Below are 26,786 nucleotides of genomic sequence, written 5' to 3'. Positions count from 1 at the left end.
TAAAGCTCAATAAAATAAGCTTAACAAACCATTAATAATTATAATTTTTGCCAAAATGTGTCAAAAAATGTCATTCAATAACATAATCTTATGTTTTGAGAACACCACATCCATATTAAAAATTTACAAAGCAACATTAACACTTGGTTAAAAAAATAAGAACAATATCACGGAAATAATATATGTACTTTATATCGAATATATATACTCATCAATTAAATATAAGTTATATTATTTTAAAATTAATCCCTATTTAACACTTTATTAACTCGGTTAATTAAAATATGAAAAATGTGACAAAACCCTCAATAAGTACATTAAGCTTATGTATTTCACTCTTATTATTATCTGGTTGTGGAGGAAACTCTCAAGAAACAACTGATAATAATAAAACTGATTCGGCGACAAATGGTCAAGCAAAAGCACTTACGACATCAGGTGCTTATCCTGAGCCAAATAAAGATGTTTTTGATTCAAATACATTGGGATTCTACGATTACGACTTACAGGGTAATACACGACCTTTGCGTAATGATCTTGTCGGTAGTTTTGCAGCAATGATCCAATTTGCACAAAACCACACCGTAGATCCAAATGGTAACGAGGCAAAAAGTATGCCCCGTCTTACCAGTGAAAAAGATGCTCTCCTTTTAGTCACCCCAAATACCGACATGGGTGAGGTGCAACAACTGAATGCAGAAATCTATTTAAATAGTCGTTTAATACGTCGTGTTGCATTACAAGAACCCACTCAAATTCCAGCCTCAGATCAGTCTAACGGCGATGCTCGCCCAAGAGTTCAATACTCTAAACGCACATGGACAGCAGCTCTTAACTGGGATGAAGTCAAACCGGGTTTAAATATTCGTATTGTAGATCCTGTTAGTCTTAAAAATGGGCGACTAGATGCACAATCGATTGATTTTGGAGCGCCGGGTGAATTAGTGGTTCAAAGCATTCGTTTGGGCATGCTCACCTCACCTCGACAATCTAGCGGTCACTATATGCTGAACGAACCTGAAAAAGCGGGTACTGATTATTTTGAAACGATTCCTGCGGCAAAAATGATCGTCACAAAGTATGATGACATGCAACTGAATCAAGTCATGGTTGCAAGTGGTGTCATTTATAATGACAAAAGCGCCACAACAGGTGATGTCTATAGTGGTGATATGCGAGAAAATACTGCTAAATCAACATTTAGTACAGGAATCAATCTTGCAAATTGGGGTGTAACCAGTGCATCAATGTCAAGCCAAGAGCAACCTCAACTGACTCAAAGTGCAGTCATTCACCACGCTTGGGGTAAATACCAAAATGGTGATGTCAATCACGGCTTAAGTGGTGGTAATGGTATCTTAACGCTGATCGATTCTGTGGGTAATGAATTTAGTCATGAAATTGGGCATCACTATGGTTTAGGGCATTATCCTGGACAAAATGGTGAAAACTACTTTTGGTCAGCTCATCATCCAGACAGTGGATGGGGTTATATTGCTTATCGCAACCGTATGCGAGGCAATTTAAACTGGAATAATACAAATCTAGAAAATCGCTTAGGTGGAACGCCAATTTTCCAAAATGCCTATACTTACGGCACTGATGCTATGGCAGGAGGTAATTACTCTAGCTCCCTTTCCCGTTTTACCCATTACACGGGTTACAGCACACAGCAAAAAATTCAACCAGCATTTGATCGTGCAGTTTGGGATTCCAACTCTCCAACAGGATATAAGCGTTGGAACGCCACAACTCGCCAAATGGATGTCACTCAACCTAAAGTTCCAAACTCAAATCAAGTTTGGTACAACCGCCCAGATGGCAATTATTTAAAACCTACTCAATTTGGTGTACCAATTTTTACCATTTTAGGTGGCTATGACCCTGTTAACCAAGTCGGTCTGCTTTATCCTGCAGCACGTGGTAATTGGGGGAATGTGTTCTCACTCCCTCAAGCACAACTGGGTCTTGCAAATGCAAGCTGTTGGATCAATGTTAAATATGCATTAAAAGCTGAGGAAAACATTGCACTCGCACCAAATCGAATGAATGGAAATGCAAATAAATTGCACATTAACTTGGCTCAAAGCGATGCACCACTAAGCGTTGATTTATACTGTAAACGCGCCAATGAACAAGCCAATAAACTTTCATCGATTGTTATTCCAAGTTATGCCCAACCTCTACCTGCTGCTGTAACGATTGGTAAGGAACAAGGTTATAAAGCTTTACGCAAAGTTGAACTTCCACAATTAGAACAAGCTTTACTTAGTAATCAAGGCAAGCTCGTCGCTAATTTATCTCCAAATAATAAAATTCTTTATGATTCTTATAAGAATTTTAAAAATGAACTTTCAACAACTGCGCAGCAAGAATTAGAACGTTTTAGCAACCAACAAGAACAGCTATATCGCTTAAACCGCTGGGTCAATGTATATCGTAGTGACTTAACAGCGAATGTTACTGCTGCTCATACTGCTTTAAAAAGCTTTGTTGCTCAACTTGGTCTTTCCAATAGTAATCCATTGGCTGGCGCCACTATGTTGGTTATGCCAAACATGAATTTGGCATGTCTCAAAACAGAAATTTCGAGCAGCACAGGAAAACCAAGCGTATACATGAGTGGTAAAAATGGCTGTACAGGTGATAATGCTAGTTTATGGCTTTATGATGCTGTAGGTAAAATCCATAGCGTACAATATCCAGAGCTCTGTTTATCAGGTGCAACCCTTGCTAGCTGTAATAATGGTGTAAGCAATCAAATTTGGGAAACACCTGTAACAGGCTCAACACAGCAATTCCGTCAAGGTAATACTTGCCTTGATTTGAGTGGTGGCGGTGCACCAGCCGCAGATGGTCGTGGTACTTTAATCACATACGGTTGTGGCAGTGGAAATAATCAAAAATGGACGATTACCACAGCTAGCCAAAACTTTATTTTAGCTGCTGCTACAGGGCAAAATTTACCACTCTTGGCAACTGCATTAGCAACACCATAATCGATCAATATATAAAATAACAAAGTTAAGACTAGGAAGCCTATGCTTTTCCTAGTCTTTTTATATAAATTAAAAACAGACGATGCATGTTTTGAGCAAATATTTCTATATTTTCACTCAAGCATCAAATTGAGAAAATAAAAAAGCCCTTGTAAATACAAGGGCTTTTTTATTTATTTGGCAGAGGATCAAGGACTCGAACCTTGACGAACGGTTTTGGAGACCGTCATGCTACCATTACACCAATCCTCTATAACTGCATGATCAATTCATTTCTGATTTAATCATAAAAGTAAGAAACTTACTTTTAAATTTGGTGGGGGCGAAGAGACTCGAACTCTTACACCTTGCGGCGCTGGAACCTAAATCCAGTGCGTCTACCAATTTCGCCACGCCCCCGATGGATGTGTATATTAGTGATAAACTTTCTTGCTGACAAGCCTTTTTTATAAAAAAACTATGCATCTGAAAGCTAATGCTTTTTTCATATACAAATGAAAAAATTCTTGAAATAAAAAAAGGAACTTATTTAAAGTTCCTTTTGATATTTGGCAGAGGATCAAGGACTCGAACCTTGACGAACGGTTTTGGAGACCGTCATGCTACCATTACACCAATCCTCTATAACAGCATGATTAACTCATTTCTGATTTAATCATAAAAAAAGCAAGAAACTCCTGCTTTTTAAATTTGGTGGGGGCGAAGAGACTCGAACTCTTACACCTTGCGGCGCTGGAACCTAAATCCAGTGCGTCTACCAATTTCGCCACGCCCCCGATGGGTATGCATATTAGTGAGAAACATTCACTATGACAAGTCTTTCTGACAAAAAACTCTACCAAATGCACATATAATATTCAAATCAAACATTTATGTTTATTTTTACAGCAAATCAATCGCATTTAAACAATTTTTTACCTCTATCGCTGAGCTAAATCGCTGTTTTACATGTTTCTGCAATAAGCCTGTTAATAAAGGCAAAAAACACTGCAATTCATCAGGTAATTCAATTTCCAATTTCTGGCAATGTAGGACGGCCCATTCATGGTAGTTTTTTGCAGTTAATTTGCTTTGGGATAACCACTCATAAACAATGATGCCAAAAGCATATAAATCAGTTTGTACCGTTTTTGGCTTTCCATGAAAAAGCTCAGGTGCCATATAATGAGGAGTTGCGGTTAAATTATGGATTGGCTGTAATTGATAACTTTGTTCAAAATCAATGAGCCTGCATGAGTTTTCATATAATCGAAAATGCTCTGCTTTTAAATCGCCATGAACCCAACCTAATTGATGCATACTTTCAATGGCTTGTAGCGCAGTTAAAATTTTATAGTGGATAACTTGGATGCTATCCGTTGCCTGAATATGGCTAAAAAATACATTTGTAGCAACACTAAGCAACCCTACCCCACGCTGTGGAAAGTCAACGTCATTTTTAATATGGCAAAGTGGTATAATTTGATGGGGCAATAAAAAATTCTGTCTAACTTGAGAGTTTTGTTGATAGAAATTTAGTTCTCGCTCAAACGCTTGCTCTAAAACATCATGGCTATTGATTAAATGAAATTTAAGCCAATATTGTTGTTGCTCAATCTGGCAACGATATAAACGCCGCCCAAAAGCATAGCTTTCAGGTTTAGTACTTAGACTCAAATCATCCAGTTGAATATTTGAATCAAAGATCAACGTAGTAAAACTCATTCTGTTGCTTTTCTTGCTGCTTACGCAGTGATGTTAAACAATGCTCAATCGTTTTGCCAATCCGTGCATGAATTTCAATAGATGAAATCTTCGGCCATGTCGCTCGTTCCCCCTCTTGCTGCAAAACCTTAAAAATCTTCGGACGTGGATTTTTAAGCATATAGCTATAATGTCTTAAACCATAGCGCGCAATGATATTTACATCGCCGTAATAACGCTGCCCTAAAATGCCATATCCATGATCTAAAACACGGCGAATAGGGAAAAAACCGCCCATATAATTACGTGTTAAATCCATGATTTCCATTGCAATCGCTTTGCCTTGATGCCGAATAAGTCGTTCAGGCCAGTTTAAAACATCGCGACGAAACCGATCAGTATCACTTTGCATAAATGGCACGATATGCGGATTTACTTGGCTGGCAATGGTGTAATTTATATTATACAAACGAGCCATTTTTTCTTGTGGAAAATCACTACGCATACTCCCATCCACCCACTTAGTATTGGCCAAATAAGGTGTATGCTGACCATCGTAACGTTTACTGGTTAAGTGCACAGGTGGAAATAATACAGGTACAGCACAAGATGCTAGAACAGCACTCCACACCAAAACATTCGGCGCGGTCAGTGCATTCATAATCCGCGGGTTTTGCGCTGTGTTATATGGGGCAATTACAATATTAATATGTCGCTTTGACTGTTGATAGGCTTCTGCAAATGTCACATCACCCAAATTTTGCATCAGGAATTTTTTCAAATACATGACATCAGCAATACCACCATGCCCTCGAATTAGCTCTGAAATTTTCCTGAATTTAAAAGCATCACTAAAAAAATGTTCACCTTTGAGCAGTTCTGGAATTTTATCAGCCGAGGATACCCCCAACATTCCAGTCATGATCGCCCCTGCACTTGAACCAGACAGGACTCGAGGCATCAAATCTTGTTCGAGCAAAGCCTTACATACACCTGTATGAAATAAACCCAGTGTCGCACCACCAGAAAACATAAGTGCAGGTTGTCCATAGGCTCTTTGACATTCTTTAAAAAATTGAATTTTTTCTTTGAGTTGAAAAGTAATACATTCACTAGAAGCTAAATAGCGAAGACATTCACTCATTTCTTCAACATAGTTTTCGATAATTCTTTTCGTACCAATATAGGTTTGTGCAAATAACATTGGATGACCAATATTGGCGAAGTCATAAGATAAGCCTTCACGAAGAACATAAATTAAATCTAAAGTTCGATGTTGCATTCGATATTTTTTTAATAAGTTATATCGTTTAGACAAAATTTCTGCATCAAAGTAAGGCGATTGATTGTCATATTTCCATGCTTCATGCCCCGCTTCTTCGTCCAGTTTTAGTGCAATTTCTTTCCATTCCGCATAAGAACTCGCATGTTGCAAGCTCTCTTTTAACATATCGACTCTATGCAATTGATATGTATTTCTTTTTTCTTGAGCTCTATTGAACATTAGCATTCCTATTTTTCATTATATTCTTATCATCTCGCACTTATACAATGCAAAAAGCAGCACCAACAATCAAGGGTAAAATTGACCGTTTGCAACATTTTTAATGATATTTTCTTCATTTCAGCTATAGCAATGATAGTATCCGTAATCATTAATCACTGAGTTTGGTTTGTGTTTATGGCTATCCTTGATTTACCCGAATCTATTCTTCAATCTTTATCTAGTGTTTTGACACAGTTACAACAAGTTCTCCCTGCTCCTAAACAACCAACAGATTTTTCTGCGATTGCTTTTCGATGGGAAAATCAACAATTAGTTGCAATTCAACAACCTAAAAAAATGTATTTAGAAGATCTAAAAGGAATTGAACGCCAAAAAGCCAAGATTATTCAAAATACTTTACAGTTTCTCAATGGTTTACCTGCCAATGATGTCTTACTCACAGGTTCACGCGGTACAGGGAAATCATCCATTGTTCGTGCCTTACTCACAGAATATTCAGCACAAGGTCTGCGTTTAATTGAAATTGAACGAGACGATCTTTCTGATTTACCTAAAATCCAAAAATTAATCGAACATCGTCCTGAAAAATTTATTGTTTATTGTGACGATCTTGCGTTTAACGCAGAAGATGAGAATTATCGTAGTTTAAAAAGTGTCTTGGATGGTTCACTTCAATCGGGTTCAAGTAATTTTATTATTTATGCAACCAGTAACCGCCGTCATTTACTACCTGAATTTATGCACGAAAATACGCCTGTGCGTAAAGTCGATGTTCCTCAATATACCGAGTTACATCCTCAAGAAGCGATTGAGGAAAAAATTTCACTGTCTGATCGTTTTGGCATGTGGCTTTCCTTCTATCCAATGGATCAACAACTGTATTTAGAAATTGTTGAGCATTATATTGTTCAAGCAAATTTGGAATATAACGACATTGTTCGTGCTGAAAGTTTGAAATGGTGCCAAGCTCGTGGGCAGCGTTCAGGGCGTGCAGCTTACCAGTTCTCTAAACATTGGATTGGCTCGCAAAACCTTGAAAAATTGTCTAACAAAGCTTAGGGAGATTGTCCTAAAAAGCTTTGGCTTTGTCCTTATTTCCGCTTAGCAAAGGCAATTGTTTTTCATAACCTAGCTTTTCAGTATGGAAAGAACGTAGGAAACAAGATGAAAAAACAATTGCCACCCTCATCCCTCACAAGCAAAATTTTGGGTAAAAGTTTATTACTCGCACAAAGCACCTTAGACCAAGCGATTAAATATTCAACGAGTCCTTTTTCTGCACCAGAAATCATTCGTCCTAGAACTGAAGAAAAATTCTATACATGGACACACTATGGCATCTTCTTTCCACTGCTACCTGAGCCACATCGTTATTTGAATATCATGATTTTACTCGGTACACCTGGTGCATTGGCTTTTGATCATGATTATATTACTTTGGGCGATCCACGTAAGACCGCAACTTTCTTTTCAAGCACTGCTGCCTTAGATGAACATCTATTAAAAGCCTATATCATGCCTGAAGAGACTCATATTCAAGAAAATGGTTGGCAGATTGAGTTGGGGCAAGAGGTTTCGATTGAAGGCACTTTACCCAATATTCACCTCAAAGGTGCTTATCATGGCTTAAAGTTTGAGTTTGATTTGGATGTTACAGATCAAGTCTCTTGGTTTATTAAAACCCCAATTTATGATCATTTTAGTTTATTGTCAAAATTTAAAGGACAACTCGAATACCAAGGACAAACAACACTTGCAGAAGGCTTATGTACTTATGAATATGCTAGAGCAGCGGGTGCACATGGTATCGTTAAAAAATTGCTGCCTGAAGCCTATAAACTCCCTCTCGATTTTTTTACTTATCAAATTATTAACTTAACAGAAACCACTCAACTACTTTTAACCAAAGCCGATATTTTAGGTCAACCAGCGGCATATAGCTTACATGTTCGCCACACAGATCAACCTGCTGAAGTGTATACCAACGTGGAATTTAAAATTATTTCACATCAAGTTGATGATTATATTTCCCCAAGTGGTAAGAAAATGCGTTTACCGCAATTGTTTTCATGGTCTGTGAAGGATGATGCCAACAACAAACTGCTCGACATTATTGCAGAAGTCGACAGCCCATATCGCTATGGTCATGGGATCGGTTATGCAAGTGCATACACTTTCACGGGTGAATATCAAAACCAAAAAGTTCAAGGTCGTGGTTATCTTGAATATATTGATGTCGAAAATCAAAATGCTTTTAAAGATTAAAAGCTTTTAATTAGGTAAAACAAGCCTTTGGACATGATCCAAAGGCTTATAGCTTTAGGCTTAAACTTCTTTTTGATTAAGATCAATTAAAATAAAAGTATCAACAATTTGCCTGATTGAATTTTTGATCTCTGCTGCAACTTTGACATCATAGCCTTCTACTAAAAAGCGGCTAATTAATCCTTCAATTAAGGTATAAATAATTTCAACTAATGCATCTGCATTTGGCATAGATCTTAAATACTGAGCGATTAAGTTCCGAATCCAAATCTTATGCTCTTTCGAAACCATGATGATGTCTTGATCACCCACATGCGATTCGGCAACTGCTCGAACAAATAGACATCCTTTAAAATTATCTTCTTGAAACCACAACAGATGCCAATCAATCAATTTATCTAATGCTGCTCGCCCAGTTTCACCTGCAACATAAGCAACCAGACTATTCCTAAACTTTTGGTCTCGCGCTTCTAAGACAGACTTCACCAATTGATTTTTATTTTTAAAATAGGTGTACATCGTTGTTTTTGAACAACCGGACTCATCCCGAATTAAATCGACACCCACACCAACAAAACTATTTTCATAAAATAATTTTTCTGCTGTATCCAAAATTTTGTGGGCTGATTTAGACATAAAAATTTACTCACTCAAATAGTACAGATCTGTACTATTTTTAATTTTAGCGATATCATCTCTTCAAAGCAACCATTCAATGAGAATGAAATGTTATCAATATTCCAAGGTAAAGAGCACCTCGCCCCAGCACCACAATCCATTGATATAATTAGAAGCTTAGTCGGTGGAACACTGAGTATTTTAATCCTGATTATCCTCAGTAAATTGACAAATAATCTATTCATCATGGCGCCATTCGGTGCAACTTGCGTACTGTTATATGCAGTATCTCAATCGCCGTTAGCTCAACCTCGTAATGTTATTCTTGGACACTTTATCTCGGCATTCATTGGTTTACTATTTCTTAAACTTTTTGGTATCACCACAATCAGTATTGCACTTTCTGTTGGCTGTGCCATTGCTGCCATGCAATTATTGCGCTGTGTCCACCCACCTGCTGGTGCAAACCCACTCGTGATTTTACTTACCGCAAATACCATTGAATATCACTGGAGTTTCTTATTTTCCCCAGTATTATTCGGGGCAACTTCTCTTGTACTGATTGCTTGGTTGGTTAATAACCTCAAATCAGAAAACAAATGGCCAATTTATGGTTTAGCATTGATTCATAGTAAAAAGACTATCAAATAAATAAAGTCGTGATGGAGGAGATCAAAGCTCTCTCCATCGTATCCCTTTAAGCTCATAGAAAACTTTCTATCAATGAATTCAATAAATTTCTCTTGCTAATTATTATACTTTTCCATAATAATAGGTAGATCAGTATACCTAATTTATATTTAATTATGAGCACCAAATCCGCAAAACAAAAAATCTTAGATGCAGCATCCATCCTGTTCTATAACGATGGGATTACTAACACAGGCATTAATAGCATTACAGACAAAGCAAAAGTCGCGAAAATGTCTTTGTATAATAATTTTCCAACCAAATCTGACCTAATTACCTGTTATATCGAAGCTCGCCATCAAGAATGGTTAGACTTATATAAGAAAAGAAAAGTTCAGATCAAAACACCGATGGATGGTATTTTAGCTATTTTTGATGCCTATCAAGACCATGCTGAATTTGCCTATGAAAAAGGTTTTCGTGGTTGTGGTTTACTGAATGCAGCAGCCGAATTTCCTGCTCATAGTCCTGAACGTTTAGCCGTTAAGAATCATAAAGATGAAATCGAAAATATTGTGGCTGGGCATTTATCACAATTATTCAAAGAACCGCAAAAAGTCCAACAACTTGCGCTACTTATTTCTTTCATATTAGAAGGCTCGATTGCCCGTGCAGGTTTAGAAAGTTCCAGTGAGAAAGTATTTGCGGCAAAACAAATGGTTCAAAATTTATTAGAACGAGAGATTTCAAATTGAGTAGCTCATCTTTTAATTTCAGTACTCATTCTGGTTTTATCGCCGTTTTAATTGCCTCTATTTTATGGGGAACGACAGGTACTGCTGCCTCTTACGCGCCAAATTTAAGTCCTTTAGCGATTGGCGCAATCGCAATGGGTGGCGGTGGCTTATTACAAGCTTTATTAGCCCATAGAAATATCCGCAGTCATTTACCTCAAATTGGCTCTCATTATCCTTTACTTTTGATAGGCATGATCTCTGTAGCGATCTATCCTCTCGCCTTTTATTCATCAATGCGTATGGCGGGGATCACGATTGGGACTGTCGTTTCAATTGGTTCAGCGCCTTTATTCACTGCATTGCTAGAAAAATTCTTTGATAAAAAAGCACTCTCAGGAAAATGGTTTATTAGTTTTGTTTTTGGTGTTGTAGGAGTATTACTGTTATCTCTAGGAGAATCTCACGCTCAAGGTGCGACACAAATAGTGACTACAGACCAAAAAACTTTTGGGATTATTCTCGGACTGATCGCGGCACTGACCTATTCTTTATATTCTTGGGCTGCCAAAAAAATGATTGATCGAGGTGTCGATTCAAAAGCCTCCATGGGCTTAATTTTTGGTTTTGGTGCTTTAATCTTATTACCAACACTGTTTTTTACTGGTTCAAATCTTTTTGATGAACCTGTGAATCTGTATGTAGTGGGTTATATGATGCTGATTCCAATGTTCCTTGGCTATCTGCTATTTGGTTACGCTTTAAAGACTATTTCAGCCAGCACTGCAACCACACTGACCTTATTTGAACCACTGGTTGCAGCTTTATTTGCAGTCTTATTGGTAGGCGAGCAACTGGCACCAATTGGTTGGGTTGGTATGGCATTGATTTTTGTCTGTCTGGCAGTGTTGTCTAAAGCAGATAAACCAAATTAATTTTTTTATTTAAGATTAGAGATATTCAGAATTGATGCAGAAAATAAATTTTCTCTGCATCAAAAATACAGCTTAAATATTAATACTCTTTTGCTAGCTTCTCTAAGGTTGTGAGCATTTTTCTCACCACACTTCTTTTATGATGCAGCATATTCTTAATATTGCTTGGATTAAAACCTGTCAATTTTGCAATACCACGACTGGTCATGTATTCACCAGTTTTTGCAAAGTGCTTTTCACTTAACTCGGTTTTCGCATTTGAGAATCGAACTGCCAGCTTATAATCACTAAACTCAGACCATGCACCAGTCTTATATTCGTCCGCATCAAAGCTACCCTTCTGCTGAGTAGGTTTTTCACGAAGAATATTACTCAAGCGGTTAATGACAATCTTTTCTTCACTTTGTTCAATTATTTGATAAAGTTCAGTTTCTTCAAAAGGACGTCCTAAAGCGATGTCTTTTCTATATTGCTCAACGACCTTTTCTTTTGACTCGACCTTTTTCTCACCTTGTTGAGTGAGACAGAGAATCTTAAATAAAGACTCTAATCGGCCACATGTAAAAATATAAGAAATTTTCAACTTTTGTACTCCACAATGAGTTTTAGCTCATCAAAAAATAATTTACCCAATACTTCAAATACAATAGCGTAGGCAGTACGCGTTCGCTATGCATAAAATGAATGATTCGATTTTTTAAATAGAAGAATAGTCAGGTAAATATAAGAACCACCTAGATTTACCCACAGCCTAACAAGCAATAGAAAGATGAATTGTATTTTAGGTCGGTTGTAACTCAGTCATTGGCCATCTTGGTGTCGTCGTCACCGCTAAACCATCATGTTGCCCAGCTTTTAAACGTTGGTATCCAGCAAAGGCAATCATGGCGCCATTATCAGTGCACAATGCAGGCTCGGCATAATAGACTTGAGCTTTGATTTTTTTAAGTGATGTTTCCAATTGCTCACGCAATCTTAGATTGGCGCTCACACCACCTGCAATCACCAAACGTTTTAAACCTGTTTGCTTTAAAGCTTTCACTGATTTTTTAACCAGTGTATCGACAACAGCTTCTTGAAAAGAAGCCGCCACATCGGCATCACGACTCTCTTCACCTAGCTTTTTCAGTTGTACTGAAACTGCAGTTTTAAGACCGCTAAAAGAAAAATCTAAACCTTGATGTAATATTGGTCGTGGGAATTCAAATGCTTTGGCATCACCCTGTAACGCCAATTTCGCAATATTCGGCCCACCTGGATAAGGCAATTTCATCATTTTTGCGACTTTATCAAAGGCTTCACCCGCTGCATCGTCAATTGACTCACCGAGCAATTCGTATTGACCGATGCCATAGGCTGCCATGAGTTGAGTGTGTCCACCCGAAACCAATAAAGCTACAAATGGAAATTCCGGTGGAGTTTCCGAAAGCAATGGCGCAAGCATATGGCCTTCCATATGATGCACACCAATCGCAGGTTTATTAAATGCAAACGCCAAACTGCGGCCAAACAACGCTCCAGTCATCAGTGCACCCATCAATCCTGGACCACGGGTATAGGCAACAGCATCAATCTCTTGCTTTTTAACACCACTCTGCTCAAGCAATTGATTAATCAAAGGAATCATCTTACGAACATGATCACGTGAAGCCAATTCAGGAACGACACCGCCATATTCTGCATGCAGTTTAATTTGGCTATACAAAACCTGTCCACGTAAGCCGAGCTCGCTATCATAGAGTGCTAACCCAGTTTCATCACACGAAGTTTCTAAGCCCAAAACAATCATTAAACTGCCTTTACAACGATCAAAAATAATATCAGAGCTATTATAGACTTGTGATCTGAGTTGTAAATGAGTAAAATACTGACCTTCACTTGCGATCTAGTGCAATCGTGCATTAGATCTTATCCATAATCTTAGAGGATTTTACATGCCACAAGTTAAGTTGAAAGAAGGCGAACCAGTAGACGTAGCTATCCGTCGTTTCAAGCGTTCATGCGAAAAAGCGGGTGTTTTAGCTGACGTTCGTAAGCGCGAATTCTATGAGAAACCAACTCAAGAGCGTAAGCGTAAAAAAGCTGCTGCAGTTAAGCGTTATCAAAAGAAATTGACTCGCGAATCTGTACGTACTACTCGCCTTTACTAATTAATTTGTGATTGACTGCTGAAAATACTATGAATACTTTAAAAAACCAAATTACTGACGTGTTAAAAAACTCAATGCGTGCCAAAGATATGGCAACAGTAACGGTTATTCGTGGTGTACAGGCAGCAATTAAGCAAATCGAAGTCGATGAGCGCATTGAGCTTGACGATGCTCAGGTTCTTGCGGTCATTGAAAAGCAAATTAAACAACGTAAAGAATCGATCAAGGCCTTTTCTGGCGCTGGTCGAGATGATTTAGCTAGTAAGGAACAAGCCGAAGTTGAGGTTATTTCTCAATTTCTACCAGCAGCTATGACTGAGGAAGAACTTGATTCCATCATTGAGCAAACGATTGCTGCTCAAGAAGCTACTAGCATGAAAGATATGGGTAAGGTGATGAATTCTCTACGTCCGATCATAGCCGGGCGTGCCGATCCTGCACAAGTATCTGCTAAAATTAAAGCAAAATTAAGCTAAGCTAGAATTTTAACGCTTATTTTGGTATTAATTCAAAAATATTTTTTCTAGATTATTATATTTATAACTGTTCATCAAGTTTAAGCATATTGATAAATAAGGTCTGAAGAATACGCATATATCTCGCCTTTATTCACACTAGTCATACTATAATATAAAATTAAATTTCCCAACTCCGAATCAACTATACCATTCTCCTTATTATATTCACATTTACCTAAAGTCACATATACTCTGACCGTACTATATCCAAGTAAACAATTATTTTGATAAATAATCGCTTCAATCTTAAAATCTATTTCATTTATAGAAGTTTTATTTGTGACTTTTTCACCGACATCATCATAGATTAGAATCAGATTTTCTTCGTTTGATTCTTTTAAATAGTCGACTAAATGCCCTCTTGCATCTTTAAATACAACTTCTTCAATAAAAATATTTTCAAGCTGTTCTGATATCTTCATTTTATTTAAAATCACACCGAACATTATATTTCACTAGCATTTGCATCTCATTTGACTCAGTGACTTGTTTGATTACATCCTGCTTAGTCATATTTGCGTATTGTGGCGGCAAAGATGAGCGATTTTTTTCAATCGCATCTGACATATCCTGAATATAACGCTGATTAATACCACAATACTGAGCTTGCTGCTCAGGTGTGAACTGTGAAATCTGTGGATTAAGGCTACGTAAAAAACTACGAATATCCTGTGCATAGACACTACGAATTTTCTCAACCGAATTTACATATTGCTCAACTGATGCTGCTGAGCTAATCCCTACACTGCTTATCGCAAAAATAAAAACTAAAATTTTCTTCATAAATGTTCTAACTTCTCAGCTATTTTTTACGCAGATCATCTTATCTTAATTCAATAAAGTTTGGTTTGTGCTCAGTAAAAAATTCTTCTTTTGGTGCAGGAAGATTCCCATCGGTCACTGTTCCTAGACGTAAACGAATCACATTAGGTAAATCTGTACGATATGAATAAAGTGGGCTTGCGCAATTTTGACAAAATACGCGTGCTTTATTCGGTGTGTGGAAATACTCTTTGAGCTGATCATGTCCTGACAGAATTTTAAATTGTGTTTCGTCAAGTGGGCTGTTCCAGCCAGCTATCGAACCTTGCGCCTGCTGACAATGACTACAATAGCATAAAATACTGTTTTCAATTTCACCATAATATTGATACTGCACAGCACCACACAAACATTGTCCTTTGATCATTTTTATTTCTCTTAATTCTTGATAAAGATTAAATTTTCATACGGCGATCATCTTGCATTTGTTTTAAGCGAGAGTCAATTTTTGCTGACATGGCTAAATTTCCTTTGGCTAAACGCTGAGCGTGCAACATCGATTTAATTGCATTTTCTTCATATCCTGACCAATACTCAGCTTCAGCACGGTAACAAAGCACATTAATTGCTTGCAGTGGCGAACTTTTATCTAAGTTTGTTGCTTGTTGCAACAGTTGCCAACCTTCAATATCTCTCTGGTTTTTATGAATAAACCTTTGAACTAATGTTTGAGCTTGAGCAGCCTGCCCTTGCCGAATTAAAACTTCTGCAAGTTTGTAAGATAGTGCCCTATTTTCAGGCATCGTTTTTTGAATAAAATTTATACTACTATAAGCCTGATCAAATTTATTTTGCCCTAAGTAAATATCTGTTTGAATCAGTGGGACCAATACATGATATTTAAGCTTTGCTTTTACCAAATCTAGATTTGCTTGTGCCTGAGTATAATCACCACGTTCTAAATAAAACTTACTTAGCGCTAATTGTGCAGCTGTATTTTTTTGATTTGCAAAAGCTTGTAATTGAGTTTCTGTCGCTTGGTTTGAAATTACGAGCGTATATAACTTTAAAATCTCAAAATCAAGATCATATATTTTTGATTTTACTTTTGGGAGTTGGTTTGCTCGTAATCGGGCTTCACTCATACGCTCTGTCGTTAGGGGATGAGTGAGCCAAAAATCAGGTAGAAAACTCACACGACTTGTTTCACGATGCATGGTTTCAAAATAATCTGCCATGCTTTGTGGGTTGTATCCAGCAGAATACATAAACTGCATACCGATACGGTCTGCTTCACGCTCTTGATTACGACTATAACTGAGTTGCTTGTCCATCAAAGCAGCTTGAGTGCCTAACATTACCGCGGAACCTACATCACCATCCGCTTTAGATGCGATTGCCGCACCGACAAGAATACCTGCAAGAGCAAGTAACCCCTGTCCTTTAAATGCTTCTTGTGAACGACTGTAATGTCGCTGTGCAACGTGGGCGATCTCGTGCGCCATGACACCAGCTATTTCATCCAAATTTTTTGCAGATGTAATTAAGCCTGTATTTAATGCAAACAAACCACCAGGCACTGCAAATGCGTTAATTTGTGGATCTTTTATAACCACTAAACCAATCGGTTGACCAAGCTGAGTCTGACTAAGAATACCTGAAAAAACCTGTAGAAATTGATCTTCTAACCACGCATCTTGTACCGTTGGCATCTGTCGATGAACTTCACGATAAACTTTTTCACCAATCAGTTTTTCTTTCTGTTGATCAAGCAAACCTATACCACTGCCAATTTCAGGTACTTCTGTTTGTCCAATTGTCTGTGTAGGCAAAAAGATCTGAGTATGACTCAATTGAGTTGTGGCCAATAAACCACATGCAAGCAGCAGCGATCTCAAGTCGTTTCTCTATGATTCTAATAAAGAAATTTAATATAACATTAGAAAATGAAGATATTTGCAACGAAGTGTTATAAAAGGCAGGAAAATCCTGCCTTAGTTTATATTTTTGAAATCAACACTATTATTTCGTGTTTATATAACGTTGATCGACACTAAATTTCTCTGGAAACTTTGCATTAATCTCTGCATAAAAAGACATAATCTCAACCATATCTTTTTCATAATCTCCCGTAGGATAAACAATTTTTCCTACCCCTGTTTTTTTCTTAGCATAATCCATATACGCCAATGCAATCGGTACGCCTGCGGTAGTTGCAACATGATAAAAACCAGTTTTCCACTGTTCTTGTTTAGCACGCGTCCCTTCTGGTGTAACTAACATCACTAACTTAGGATGTGTTTTGAACAAGTCACTCATGAGTTGAACCATACTCGGTCGCGCTTGTCCTTCTTGTTTCACGCTACGATCAATCCCAATACCACCCATTGCACGCACAAATGGACCAAATGGAAACTTCATGTAACTATCTTTAATCGTAAGACGAACATTTACACCTAAAGCTTTTAATGCCAACCGTGCATATAAAGCATCCCAATTACTGGTATGCGGAGCTGCAATCATCACGCATTGATCAACATTCAAATCCCAATGATTATCCAGTTCCCAACCCATTAGATTTAAACTTTTTTCAGCCAATTTCTCAAACACAGACACCCCGAAGACAAAATTTCAAAAGGCGCAAGTGTACCAATATTAATCAACTTAAAAAGATAGACCCGCACAATAATGCAGCAATTGACTGATCAGCATTGTAAGCAATTATTCAAACTTTGGATTAACGAGATAACGAGGTGTTCTATCTTGTAGTGCGGCCACTAAATTTTGATAGGCAAGTTTCACCATTTTCTGACGTGTTTCAGTCGTTGCTGAGCCAATATGCGGCAAGGTTACTGCATTTGGCAACTCAAATAATGCTGAATTTTGCAGAGGTTCTTTGGCATAGACATCTAATCCAGCAGCAAATATCTTATTTTGTTTTAATGCTTCGATTAAAGCGTCTTCATCTACTACAGAGCCACGCGCGATATTGACGAAGACAGCGTGTTTTTGCATTAAGTCAAACTGTTCTGCGCCAATCAGTGCTTGGGATTCATGATTTAAATCGACAGCAACTACAATAAAATCAGACTGCTGCAATAACTGATCTAAGTCGCGATATTGAGCATTGAATGCTTGAGCCACCTCAATCTTTTCACGGCGGTTATGGTACAAAATATTCATATTAAAACCATAAAATCCACGACGGGCAATGGCAGCACCAATATTCCCTAAGCCAATAATGCCTAGCGTTTTACCAAAAACATCCATACCAAATTGTTCAGTAGATACCGTTCGTTTCCACTGACCTTGTTTTGTCCATGCATCAAGGTATGGAACTTTGCGTGCAGCACTCAGCAACAAAGTAAAGGCAAGATCGGCCGTTGTTTCCGTCAAAACATGTGGTGTATTAGCAAGCCAAATTTTCTTTTGATTAAGATAGTTAACATCGTAATTATCATAACCAACAGACACTGTCGAAATGATTTTAAGTTTTTGGGCTGGTGCCAAATTACTTTCGTTTAACAGTCGTCCTGCGCCAATCATGGCATCAGCATCAACAACTTCTGTTCGAATCTGTTCGTTGATATCACCAAGTTTAGGATTAAGTACCACGACCTGATAATCTTGCTGTAACTGCGCTAAAACATCTTGATCTATTTGGCTGAATACAACAACTTTCTTCATGATTCGATTTCCGATCTTTATTGCATGAGCTGCCACAACCGTCTTTTTAATAAAGGTTGGGCTAACATTTCTTCTAAACTCGCTAAATGTAAGATATTAGAATGCTGAATAAAGTCCAATTGACCTAAGCATAATATCTTTTTTTGTGTTGCGGTTGCATCCAGAAAACCTTGAATATACGAGGAGAGTCCCCGGCTTTCCTGAAAAGCAGCCAAAGGAAATGGCCATTTTAATTCAGCATACTGCCCTAATCTTGCCTTTTGAATATTTTGCCAGAGTTGGCTTTGAGCATCGCTAAGCTGACTGCTTTCTAATAAAATGGCACAGTTTTCCAACACATACATTTGCAATTCAAATGACTGAACCTGAGCAGTAATAACAATCTGTTCTTTTTCAACAAGCGCTGCTTTAACAATAGGTTCTGTAACAACTTTCGTTTGCTGCGATACTTCAATTTCGGTGATCGGTGGCGTATGTGCAGATGTTGCTGGAATATCTTCTAAAATCGGTGCAATTTCAAATGTACGTTCTGTAGACTCAGAAACGTCATCAATTAATTGATCTCGCCATAGACTTGGTGCAGTGTTTTTTTGACATACAACTTCCCGAGGAATCCAAACATCTATTCCCAAAGCTGCTAGCCTGTTTCTCTGCTGCCCAATCATCTTACCTACTCATTCTGGTTACTCACGGTAATTTGCGATACCGTAAGTTGAGTAGTCTAACATAAACCGATCTCGTCAAAATGGCTTCCTTTTGTTCAATCAAATCAATACAAATTCAATTCATTATTTAAAAGATACGCTTATCTTTAATTTCGGAAAATATTTAACAAGAATAGATAATTTTTCATTCATCTATTTTCTACATTTTTATTAAAATACTTCAATAAATAATTAGTATCTTGCTTTGTTAAATTCAAACGTTCTCAGGGAAAAATAATGAGTTTCAAGGTTAATATTGAAAAATATAAGTTGTAGCATTAATACTTTACAAAACTCTCAGAAGCTCATCCCACTTGGTCAAATAACTCGGTGATTTATGGTTTTGATTCATACGCCACGCTCGCCCATGTGGCGTAATTAATCGCCCTAGTGTCATACAATCCCGACCAAATCTTTTATTAATATCATCAAAAGCGATCGAAAGATTTTTTCGAGCAACGAGCTTATTGGTGTCATGGAATAAATCTACTGCATGGCTATGTTGTGGGATAATATCCAACAAAATCACTTCTGCTTTTTTATAACGATGCCCTGCTTGATAAATTCGATCAAGCCCCTGTAACACAGCTTTGATAATTTCTAAACGATCATCGCTATAGTCAGATAGATACATCACTGTATAGGGGCGATAATATTGATCTTTGTCAAAACGATTCGTGCGAATGCTAACGCCAACAGCTTTGCACAGTAAGTTTTGCTTTCGCAAACGCTCAATAGCACGTAAGCTAAATTCAGTTAAAGCGCCACTCAGGCTAGTTTTGTCCTCAATCGGCTGACCAAAGGAACGGCTGCTTAACACTTGTCGTCGATCTGTCACAACATCTTCAATTTCTAAGCAAGCCATGCCTTGTAATTCTTTAACCGTATTTTCCATGACCACAGAAAAATACTTACCTAACATTTTAGGATCAGCTTGAACCAAATCCAACACCGAGTAGATATTCATTTTTTCTAAGCGCTGACGAATCTTTCGTCCAACACCCCACACTTCACCTACAGGCATCTGCTGTAACAAATCTTCAATCACGCATGGGTCTTCAGCAACGATATTACAGACACTATCAAAACAGGCATATTTCTTGGCTAGATTATTGGCAAGTTTTGCTTGAGTCTTGGAATAACCAATGCCTATGCAACATGGCAAACCCAACCAGTTTTTCACCGTGTCTAGAATTTGGTGCGCATATTCGGTTAAATCGTGACTATGCTGATAGGCAGTCAACTCTAAAAAGCATTCATCAATCGAATAAACTTCCTGTTCAGAGGGATCTACAAAGTTGCCTAATATGTTCATAAAACGACGCGACATTTCCGCATATAAAGCATAATTACTGGAAAAGACCTGCACTTGATGCTGACGAATAATATCTTCGATTTGAAAGAATGGCACAGCCATACGAATACCGAGCTTTTTTGCTTCATAAGAGCGGGAAACCACACAGCCATCGTTATTAGATAAAACCACCACAGGACGCTTTTCTAGCTTTGGATTGAACACGCGCTCACAACTGACATAACAGTTATTCACATCAATTAAAGCAAAAATACGTTGCGGTAGGCTCATTGGCTTACCTCATTGGCTTCAAGTTATACGTCACCACACCCCAGATCTGCAACTCTTGTCCGTCTGTGATATAAATATTTTGGTAATCTGGATTTTCAGCTTTTAACCATACCTTTGGCGGGCTGAAATGATGATCAATCATCAAACGTTTGACAGTAAAATCATTGTCAATCAAAGCAATCACTATATCCCCAGACTTCGCTGAAAGACTACGATCCACCACTAATGGGTCATCAATATCAATCCCTGCATCCAACATCGACAGTGAATTGGCTTTGACGATGAAAGTCGAGTTTTCGTTACGAATTAAAAATTCATTTAAATCAAGTGATTGCTCAACATGATCTTGGGCAGGCGATGGAAAACCCGCAGCAACCCGTTCCGTTGCCAGTGGAATATGATAAATTCGGTCATTCTTTGCTTGCACATTTTGGACTTTCATTTGACCAGTCAAATCTGTACGAGTATCTGTTTTGACATTATTCAGTAACCAATTTTTGATGAAATCAACCTGAGATTCGGGAACACGGATGACTTTGGTTGGCTCACTGAACTGTGCTTTACGTCCTGCATTACTTCGGGCACCACCATGCTCAAATTCGTTTTTTTTGGACATAATTCCTCCTTACCCAAGTTTAAAATACTTACAAATAATTTAACTTGAAAAAGTTACAAATTCAAGTTGACGTACAATTAATTTTGCATAACAATGAATTTAATAGATCAAATTTTGGCTTATTTAACTAATACACGGATGTGAAATAAGCTAATATTAGTATTTAAAATCAATGGTTTAAAAAATAAATTTAATTTTTACAACTTAAACCTTTGATCTAATTCAAGAATATATTTGATCTGTTAGCAGTAGATTTTACTCAAAAGATTTTTGATGTGGAGACATGAAAAATGAACAATCGACGTGATGCTATTCTAGGTTATGCTGACGAACAACATGCTTTCTTTATTCGTCTCATCGAGAACAACACTGTATTAGGTGAGAGCTATGGACTATTTTGTGACAACCAAAATAGTGAGGCAGCGGAAAGTATTATGACTACCCTTTTTCTAAAAAAATCTTTTTGGCTCAATGGCTCTGAGTTTAATGATATTGTTAAAGGGCTTAACCCAATTCATTGAGATCACACAATGGTGTTTTCAACAACTGTTTGCTATGACTAAGGGCTTGTACCATCACATTGAATCGACAAGCTCCTTATTTTTATTTTAGATTTCATTCAAGATTTAAATCACTTTCGTTGTCCTCAAATAAAAGCCCACTTATTTGAATCTCATAAGTGGGTCTTGTTATCGTATTGAAAATACAAGATTAAGGTCAGATAAATCTTTTATCATTCACAGGTGCAACTAACTTATAAATTTTTCCATCTATATCACTTTCAAAAAGTAAATCGATATTTGGAAAAATGATATTCCCTTCTACTTCAATATGCTCAACTCGTTTAAAAAAAGGAATATCTTGGTCTTCCAAATCATTGAGCTGTGCCACAACAATCGATTCATTTTCTTCTTGATCTTTAATAATTACCGTAATCTTATCCATAATACTTCTTCCCAAAATATTGTTGATAGGACTATGGGAAATTTTCTAGCAATTGTCGACTAATAGCTTGTAACAAGACTTATAACTATTATATTTTTATTTTTTAGACAACTAAGTGATTGAAATTAAGTACTGGTTAGAAATTTCTTTAATATTAAACTAACCATACAGTTACAATATTATTTAAAAATATTTCAACCGCCTTACTTTGACTTAATGTTAAATAAATTTTGTTAAAACCAATATAAGAATTTTAAATACTAGCCTTATATAATTAGAATATATCCTGAATAAAATTAAAAGCTAAGCATATGAAGTAGACTTGCTTATAAAAATCTAGATGAAGCCTATCATATATTTGGCTTATATCTAGCTTGAAGATTCAAGTAAAAAATTCTTAAAATATTTCTTTTGCAAATCTGAGGCTTATTTAAGCTAAATTCCATTTTTCTACACAATTTTACATTAGGCTACACACAAAATAATTTGATCTTTTTTGGGGTACTTGAATGAAATATCCACTCTATTCTGGGAAATTGAGTGTACTTAGCTCGGCATTACTGAGTATCAGCACTTCAGTTTTCGCCGCTAATAGCAACATAACAACACCTACAGAACCAGCAACGCAGGTTCTACCTACCCTATCGTTTAAAGCATCAGTAGAGCCACAAAAACCAAAAGATGATGATATAAGTGCTGTACCTAAAACCATTATCACCCGTGATGAAATGCTACAGTACGGCGATCAATCCATCATGGATGCATTGCGTAGAGCTGCTGGATTTCAACTTCCGACACCAGGACAAGGTCCACGCGGTGGTGGTGGCGCTTCTGGAATGCGTTTCCGTGGCGGAGCTGGTCCGACATTCCTTATCAATGGTGAACCTGTGCAAGGTGGACCACGTGGTGGAATGTCTATTATTGACACGATTACCCCTGAAATGATTGAACGAATTGAAGTCGTAAAGCAGCCAAGTGTTGCTCAAGCGTCTGTTGCGTCATCAGCTGTTATCAATATTATTTTGAAAGAACCTCTGGATAGTCGTATCAGTGGCTCGATAAAAGTAGGTTATGGTAAGTATGAGGGTTCTGAGAAACAATCAAAGAGCGAACAAAAAATCAGCCTACAAGCTGATGGTCGTGAAAATCAATGGTCATATAGTGTTTCTGCAAATCAAATGTGGGTTGATAACACATCCCTAACCAAAACAGAAACATCAGCGGGTACACGTGAACAATCGCGCACGGTCAATCGAAGCATGCAAATGTTTTCGCCTCGCTTGCAATACGATCTCGATGATCAACAAAAAATGATTGCCGAATTATTCTATCGCAACATCAAAATGGATGGTTATTCAGCCAATCAAACGCAAGATGATAAAAATGATAGCATTCGTCTAAATACACGTTATGAACGAAAAGACAAAGACTTAAGCGATAAGATTCGGCTATCCGTTGAACGTCAAACTGAAACTCAACTCACCCGCTCACCACAAAATACCATTTATACCGATGAAACCATTCATGAGTATGGTCTCGCTTATGATGGGATGCGTAAATTAGATCCGACTCGTCAAATCAAATTTGGTGTTGATACACGGAGTAGTAATTTAGACAGTAATGTGAGCAATAGTTTAGATGAGCAACGTTATGCTTTATATGCTGAGGGAAGCTGGCGTTTCACAGATCGACAAACCATTACGTTGGGCGCGCGCCAAGAATGGTTAAATCGCTCTGGTCTAGTTGATTATCAGGACCAACATCTTAGCCCTGTACTTGCTTATCGTTTTGATCTAACCGAACAATGGTCGATTCAAACCAACCTGAGCCAAGCATTTAACAGCCCAAAAACTGATCGTCTAATCCCAAACGTAACTGTTTCTACAGATAGCGATGCTGGTTCATTGAATAATCCTGATCGCGGCGGTAATCCTGAATTAAAACCAGAGAAAATAAGTGCTGTAGAGTCAACTCTTGCATATGACTCAGCGAATGGTGGTATGAGTTTAACCGCATATCATCGCGAAATTAAAGATTACATCGAAAAGGTGATTGCGCTTGAAGGTTCACGTTATGTTGAACGTCCACAAAACCAAAATCAAGCAACGACCTATGGTGTTGAACTTTCTGGACGTTATGCGCTGAAACAAACGGATGAAGGTCATTCATTTATGCTGAATGGGCAAATATCAACGATTCGTGCCCAAGTTGAAGATGAACAGCACAATGAGCGTTTAGTCAGCGATGTTGCCCCATACAATGCAAGTGCAGGTTTATCTTATAACTTTAAGCCTTGGCAGCTTTCTACCAGTATGAATCTAAGTTATACGCCTGAGTTTACGCGTGGCTTAGATGGTCAGCCTTATGATCGAACAACCAATCAACGTTTTGGATTAGACCTCAGTGCAACCAAACGTTTCACTGGTGGCTGGGCAGCAAGTTTGAATCTAAACAATCTACTCAGCACAGATTATAAAGAACGACTGACTAATCAATCTGACGGTAGTTTATATCAAGCAAGAACAAATCAAGGTATGGCGAGTTTCCAATTCTCTGTTGAGAAAAAGTTCTAACTTTACTGCCTAGGCTAAGTTGATTCACTATTAACAAAAGCCAGTTATGAAAATAGCTGGTTTTTTAGATTTCAAAATAGATATTAAAAATCTAACTATGAGAATTTTCGATATTGGGAATGCTATGATCTGCATATTATTTTCTTTAATGAATAAAGGATAATATGAGAGCCGAACTCAAAGCCAAAATCCTACAGGTCTGCGATGAAAAAATTGCAAAAAAAGGCAGTAACGTCGGACTTTCTTTTTATGCTTTCTTTGCCAATAAAAATGATGATCCTGAATGCTTAATGGAAGCTGCCCATTGGTGGATCATTGAACATCGACTTGATCATTTTGAAAAAGCTGACAAGATCAAAGCACTAGTCCTAGCCCAATCTGACAACTAATCGATAGACTTAATACACATCGCGTTGATAACGCTGTTGCTGCTTAAGCTGTTCTAACTGTTCATGCCCTAGAATCTCTTTTAGAACTTGATCCACTCCGCTCGCCATGCCTTGTAAACTACCACAGACATATATCGCTGCACCTTGTGCAACCCATGCTTGTAATTGAACCGATTGTGCTCTTAGACAATCTTGAACATAGATTTTTTCAGCTTGATCACGTGAAAAAGCATAATCCACATGCTCCAGAAAACCATGCTGCTGCCAATAGCGAATCTCTGTTTGGTACAAATGATCAAACTGCTGCTGTCTTTCACCAAAAATCAACCAATTCCGTCTATATCCCCAATGCTCACGTTGGCGTAAATGTGCAACTAGACCTGCGATTCCCGTACCATTGCCAATTAAAATCAGTGGTCGTTCATCATGAACTAAGTGGAAACTTGGATTATGTCGTATATTGGCTTGCAGCGATTGGTCTTGCTCCAACCCCACTGTCAACCAACCTGAGCCTAGTCCTAAACCTGATTCAGTCTGTTGCTGTCTCACCACCAATTCGATTAAACCATTTTCAGGTAAGCTTGCAATCGAATACTCACGCTGAGCTAAGGATTCAAATTGTGTAATCCATTCAGCAAATGAAAGTGATGCACGCGGAGGTAGTTCTCTTAAATTTAAGCGGCGCAGTTGAGGAATGAAATCCACTGCATCTTTTTGCTGTTGTGCTGCTAAAAAATTCTGAATATCAATCGTATTATTTTCACATTGAATTTCTAAAATATCACCTGATGACCAAACCAAATCTTGTTCAGGAATCAATTGGATTTTATAAATTGCTTCCCCAATACTGCCTCTATTCAGGCATTGGCGATGAGCAAACTTTAATTCTACACGCTCTTTTTCAATAGATAGCGCTGAAAATTGAGTGCTAGTTAACTGCTCCAAGCCAAGCAACCATTGTTCTAAATCACGACTATTGAGCTGATCCACACAAACCGTCGGAAATAGAGCCTGAGCTTGCTGCTTCAATAGCCATTGTTCTAGTGTTTTCCCAAACTGACAAAAATTCGCATAACGTTGATCACCCAATGCAAGCATTGCAAATGACAAATGCGATAAATCTAAAGATTGGGACAATATTTTATGCACAAATGGCTGGGCTGAATCAGGTGCATCCCCTTCTCCATAGGTACTCACCACCCATAAAATACGTTGATGTTGCGTTAAATCAGCAATACTCAGTTCTTGAATATTTCGAATTGCAGTGTGATGATCAATTAAACGCAATTGTTCGGCGGTGTGATTTGCCCAAGATTCAGCATGACCCGATTGACTTGCATACACTACTAAATAAGCAGGATGATCTTGCTTGGCTTTTTGCTTCACATGACGTTGTTGCCATAACAACCAAACGATTATAAAGAGATGTAGACTCAATAATATTGCTAATATCACAATAATCGTCAGTACAGCTTGAGTCATCCTT

27 protein-coding genes and 4 tRNA genes are annotated in these 26,786 nt (G+C 37.7%); 11 read left to right on the top strand and 20 right to left on the bottom strand.

Annotated features, from left to right (window positions below):
- Window positions 1-284 precede the first annotated feature (284 nt).
- Window positions 285-2,999: a M66 family metalloprotease gene (locus AAV96_RS06600; protein ID WP_046738742.1), complete on the top strand. Its 2,715-nt coding sequence runs from the start codon at window positions 285-287 to the stop codon at window positions 2,997-2,999.
- A 178-nt stretch (window positions 3,000-3,177) separates the two neighbouring features.
- On the opposite strand, the gene AAV96_RS06595 is transcribed toward AAV96_RS06600, so the two are convergent.
- The 6 genes from AAV96_RS06595 to AAV96_RS06570 all read right to left on the bottom strand — a co-directional run bounded on the left by AAV96_RS06595 (window position 3,178) and on the right by AAV96_RS06570 (window position 6,186).
- Window positions 3,178-3,251 (bottom strand) — tRNA-Trp (locus AAV96_RS06595).
- Between the two features lie 62 nt (window positions 3,252-3,313).
- Window positions 3,314-3,398, bottom strand: a tRNA-Leu gene (locus tag AAV96_RS06590).
- Window positions 3,399-3,548: 150 nt separating this feature from the next.
- A tRNA-Trp gene (locus AAV96_RS06585) sits at window positions 3,549-3,622 on the bottom strand.
- 68 nt (window positions 3,623-3,690) lie between these two features.
- Window positions 3,691-3,775 (bottom strand) — tRNA-Leu (locus AAV96_RS06580).
- A gap of 106 nt (window positions 3,776-3,881) precedes the next feature.
- Window positions 3,882-4,703, bottom strand: a complete 822-nt coding sequence (locus AAV96_RS06575) for a protein kinase domain-containing protein (RefSeq protein ID WP_046738741.1) — start codon at window positions 4,701-4,703, stop codon at window positions 3,882-3,884.
- Window positions 4,678-6,186, bottom strand: a complete 1,509-nt coding sequence (locus tag AAV96_RS06570) for a DUF3336 domain-containing protein (RefSeq protein ID WP_046738740.1) — start codon at window positions 6,184-6,186, stop codon at window positions 4,678-4,680. Before AAV96_RS06570 ends, AAV96_RS06575 begins: the two co-directional genes overlap by 26 nt.
- Before the next feature lie 177 nt (window positions 6,187-6,363).
- On the opposite strand from AAV96_RS06570, the gene AAV96_RS06565 reads away from it, so the two are divergent.
- Both AAV96_RS06565 and AAV96_RS06560 read left to right on the top strand, forming a co-directional pair.
- Window positions 6,364-7,248 (top strand): ATP-binding protein, encoded by an 885-nt coding sequence (locus AAV96_RS06565; RefSeq protein WP_042862403.1) that lies wholly within the window; start codon window positions 6,364-6,366, stop codon window positions 7,246-7,248.
- Window positions 7,249-7,353: 105 nt separating this feature from the next.
- Window positions 7,354-8,454, top strand: coding sequence for a DUF6670 family protein (locus AAV96_RS06560; protein WP_046738739.1), 1,101 nt, complete (start codon window positions 7,354-7,356; stop codon window positions 8,452-8,454).
- A gap of 60 nt (window positions 8,455-8,514) precedes the next feature.
- Here AAV96_RS06560 and AAV96_RS06555 read toward each other — a convergent pair whose 3' ends face one another.
- The gene (locus tag AAV96_RS06555; protein WP_046738738.1) at window positions 8,515-9,090 is read right to left on the bottom strand and encodes a TetR/AcrR family transcriptional regulator; all 576 of its coding nucleotides are present in this window, start codon (window positions 9,088-9,090) and stop codon (window positions 8,515-8,517) included.
- A 90-nt stretch (window positions 9,091-9,180) separates the two neighbouring features.
- Between AAV96_RS06555 and AAV96_RS06550 the strand changes: the two genes are divergently transcribed.
- The 3 genes from AAV96_RS06550 to AAV96_RS06540 all read left to right on the top strand — a co-directional run bounded on the left by AAV96_RS06550 (window position 9,181) and on the right by AAV96_RS06540 (window position 11,371).
- Window positions 9,181-9,723 (top strand): HPP family protein, encoded by a 543-nt coding sequence (locus AAV96_RS06550; protein ID WP_046738737.1) that lies wholly within the window; start codon window positions 9,181-9,183, stop codon window positions 9,721-9,723.
- A gap of 155 nt (window positions 9,724-9,878) precedes the next feature.
- Window positions 9,879-10,457 carry a TetR/AcrR family transcriptional regulator gene (locus AAV96_RS06545; RefSeq protein ID WP_046738736.1) on the top strand — a complete coding sequence of 193 codons (579 nt, stop codon included), beginning with the start codon at window positions 9,879-9,881 and terminating at the stop codon, window positions 10,455-10,457.
- Window positions 10,454-11,371, top strand: a complete 918-nt coding sequence (locus AAV96_RS06540) for a DMT family transporter (protein WP_046738735.1) — start codon at window positions 10,454-10,456, stop codon at window positions 11,369-11,371. Before AAV96_RS06545 ends, AAV96_RS06540 begins: the two co-directional genes overlap by 4 nt.
- A 79-nt stretch (window positions 11,372-11,450) precedes the next feature.
- Here the strand turns inward: AAV96_RS06540 and AAV96_RS06535 are convergent, their stop codons facing one another.
- Window positions 11,451-11,954, bottom strand: coding sequence for a hypothetical protein (locus AAV96_RS06535; RefSeq protein WP_004662957.1), 504 nt, complete (start codon window positions 11,952-11,954; stop codon window positions 11,451-11,453).
- Between the two features lie 198 nt (window positions 11,955-12,152).
- Window positions 12,153-13,160, bottom strand: a complete 1,008-nt coding sequence (tsaD, locus tag AAV96_RS06530) for a tRNA (adenosine(37)-N6)-threonylcarbamoyltransferase complex transferase subunit TsaD (RefSeq protein WP_004662959.1) — start codon at window positions 13,158-13,160, stop codon at window positions 12,153-12,155.
- 145 nt (window positions 13,161-13,305) lie between these two features.
- On the opposite strand from tsaD, the gene rpsU reads away from it, so the two are divergent.
- Together rpsU and AAV96_RS06520 are read left to right on the top strand one after the other, a co-directional pair.
- Window positions 13,306-13,521, top strand: coding sequence for a 30S ribosomal protein S21 (rpsU, locus tag AAV96_RS06525; RefSeq protein ID WP_004652785.1), 216 nt, complete (start codon window positions 13,306-13,308; stop codon window positions 13,519-13,521).
- Between the two features lie 29 nt (window positions 13,522-13,550).
- On the top strand, window positions 13,551-13,997 hold the full coding sequence (locus tag AAV96_RS06520; protein WP_004808327.1) for a GatB/YqeY domain-containing protein: 447 nt from the start codon (window positions 13,551-13,553) through the stop codon (window positions 13,995-13,997).
- Between the two features lie 80 nt (window positions 13,998-14,077).
- Here AAV96_RS06520 and AAV96_RS06515 read toward each other — a convergent pair whose 3' ends face one another.
- The 9 genes from AAV96_RS06515 to AAV96_RS06475 form a co-directional block, all read right to left on the bottom strand.
- Window positions 14,078-14,485 carry a hypothetical protein gene (locus AAV96_RS06515; RefSeq protein ID WP_046738734.1) on the bottom strand — a complete coding sequence of 136 codons (408 nt, stop codon included), beginning with the start codon at window positions 14,483-14,485 and terminating at the stop codon, window positions 14,078-14,080.
- A complete protein-coding gene (locus AAV96_RS06510) occupies window positions 14,463-14,822 on the bottom strand; it encodes a hypothetical protein (RefSeq protein ID WP_046738733.1) in 360 nt (119 codons plus the stop codon). The genes AAV96_RS06515 and AAV96_RS06510 overlap by 23 nt, the downstream gene beginning before the upstream one ends.
- 40 nt (window positions 14,823-14,862) lie before the next feature.
- Window positions 14,863-15,228 (bottom strand): GFA family protein, encoded by a 366-nt coding sequence (locus AAV96_RS06505; RefSeq protein WP_004662964.1) that lies wholly within the window; start codon window positions 15,226-15,228, stop codon window positions 14,863-14,865.
- Between the two features lie 28 nt (window positions 15,229-15,256).
- Complete coding sequence (locus tag AAV96_RS06500) at window positions 15,257-16,669, bottom strand: M48 family metalloprotease (protein ID WP_227505826.1); 1,413 nt, start codon at window positions 16,667-16,669, stop codon at window positions 15,257-15,259.
- Between the two features lie 154 nt (window positions 16,670-16,823).
- On the bottom strand, window positions 16,824-17,411 hold the full coding sequence (locus tag AAV96_RS06495) for a 1-acyl-sn-glycerol-3-phosphate acyltransferase (RefSeq protein WP_046738732.1): 588 nt from the start codon (window positions 17,409-17,411) through the stop codon (window positions 16,824-16,826).
- Window positions 17,412-17,522: 111 nt separating this feature from the next.
- Window positions 17,523-18,488 carry a 2-hydroxyacid dehydrogenase gene (locus AAV96_RS06490; protein ID WP_046738731.1) on the bottom strand — a complete coding sequence of 322 codons (966 nt, stop codon included), beginning with the start codon at window positions 18,486-18,488 and terminating at the stop codon, window positions 17,523-17,525.
- A gap of 17 nt (window positions 18,489-18,505) precedes the next feature.
- Window positions 18,506-19,153 (bottom strand): hypothetical protein, encoded by a 648-nt coding sequence (locus AAV96_RS06485; protein WP_046738730.1) that lies wholly within the window; start codon window positions 19,151-19,153, stop codon window positions 18,506-18,508.
- 325 nt (window positions 19,154-19,478) lie between these two features.
- Window positions 19,479-20,777 carry a Y-family DNA polymerase gene (locus AAV96_RS06480; RefSeq protein WP_046738729.1) on the bottom strand — a complete coding sequence of 433 codons (1,299 nt, stop codon included), beginning with the start codon at window positions 20,775-20,777 and terminating at the stop codon, window positions 19,479-19,481.
- Between the two features lie 4 nt (window positions 20,778-20,781).
- Window positions 20,782-21,393, bottom strand: coding sequence for a LexA family protein (locus tag AAV96_RS06475; protein ID WP_046738728.1), 612 nt, complete (start codon window positions 21,391-21,393; stop codon window positions 20,782-20,784).
- A gap of 290 nt (window positions 21,394-21,683) precedes the next feature.
- Here AAV96_RS06475 and AAV96_RS06470 point away from each other — a divergent pair, with 290 nt between their 5' ends.
- Window positions 21,684-21,914, top strand: coding sequence for a hypothetical protein (locus AAV96_RS06470; RefSeq protein WP_004662971.1), 231 nt, complete (start codon window positions 21,684-21,686; stop codon window positions 21,912-21,914).
- A 196-nt stretch (window positions 21,915-22,110) separates the two neighbouring features.
- Here AAV96_RS06470 and AAV96_RS06465 read toward each other — a convergent pair whose 3' ends face one another.
- Window positions 22,111-22,338 carry a hypothetical protein gene (locus AAV96_RS06465; protein ID WP_004662973.1) on the bottom strand — a complete coding sequence of 76 codons (228 nt, stop codon included), beginning with the start codon at window positions 22,336-22,338 and terminating at the stop codon, window positions 22,111-22,113.
- 509 nt (window positions 22,339-22,847) lie between these two features.
- On the opposite strand from AAV96_RS06465, the gene AAV96_RS06460 reads away from it, so the two are divergent.
- Window positions 22,848-24,911 (top strand): TonB-dependent receptor plug domain-containing protein, encoded by a 2,064-nt coding sequence (locus AAV96_RS06460; protein ID WP_046738727.1) that lies wholly within the window; start codon window positions 22,848-22,850, stop codon window positions 24,909-24,911.
- Between the two features lie 164 nt (window positions 24,912-25,075).
- Entirely contained in the window at window positions 25,076-25,300 is a 225-nt protein-coding gene (locus AAV96_RS06455; protein WP_046738726.1) for a DUF6500 family protein, read from the top strand.
- 9 nt (window positions 25,301-25,309) lie between these two features.
- Here the strand turns inward: AAV96_RS06455 and AAV96_RS06450 are convergent, their stop codons facing one another.
- Entirely contained in the window at window positions 25,310-26,782 is a 1,473-nt protein-coding gene (locus AAV96_RS06450) for a sulfite reductase subunit alpha (RefSeq protein WP_046738725.1), read from the bottom strand.
- Window positions 26,783-26,786 lie beyond the last annotated feature (4 nt).

It is taken from the genome of Acinetobacter sp. AG1, assembly GCF_001005525.1.
GTDB classification, from domain to species: Bacteria; Pseudomonadota; Gammaproteobacteria; order Pseudomonadales; family Moraxellaceae; genus Acinetobacter; species Acinetobacter modestus.
Note: the sequence above shows the minus strand (reverse complement) of the source record. Positions and strands in the feature narration are given on the sequence as shown.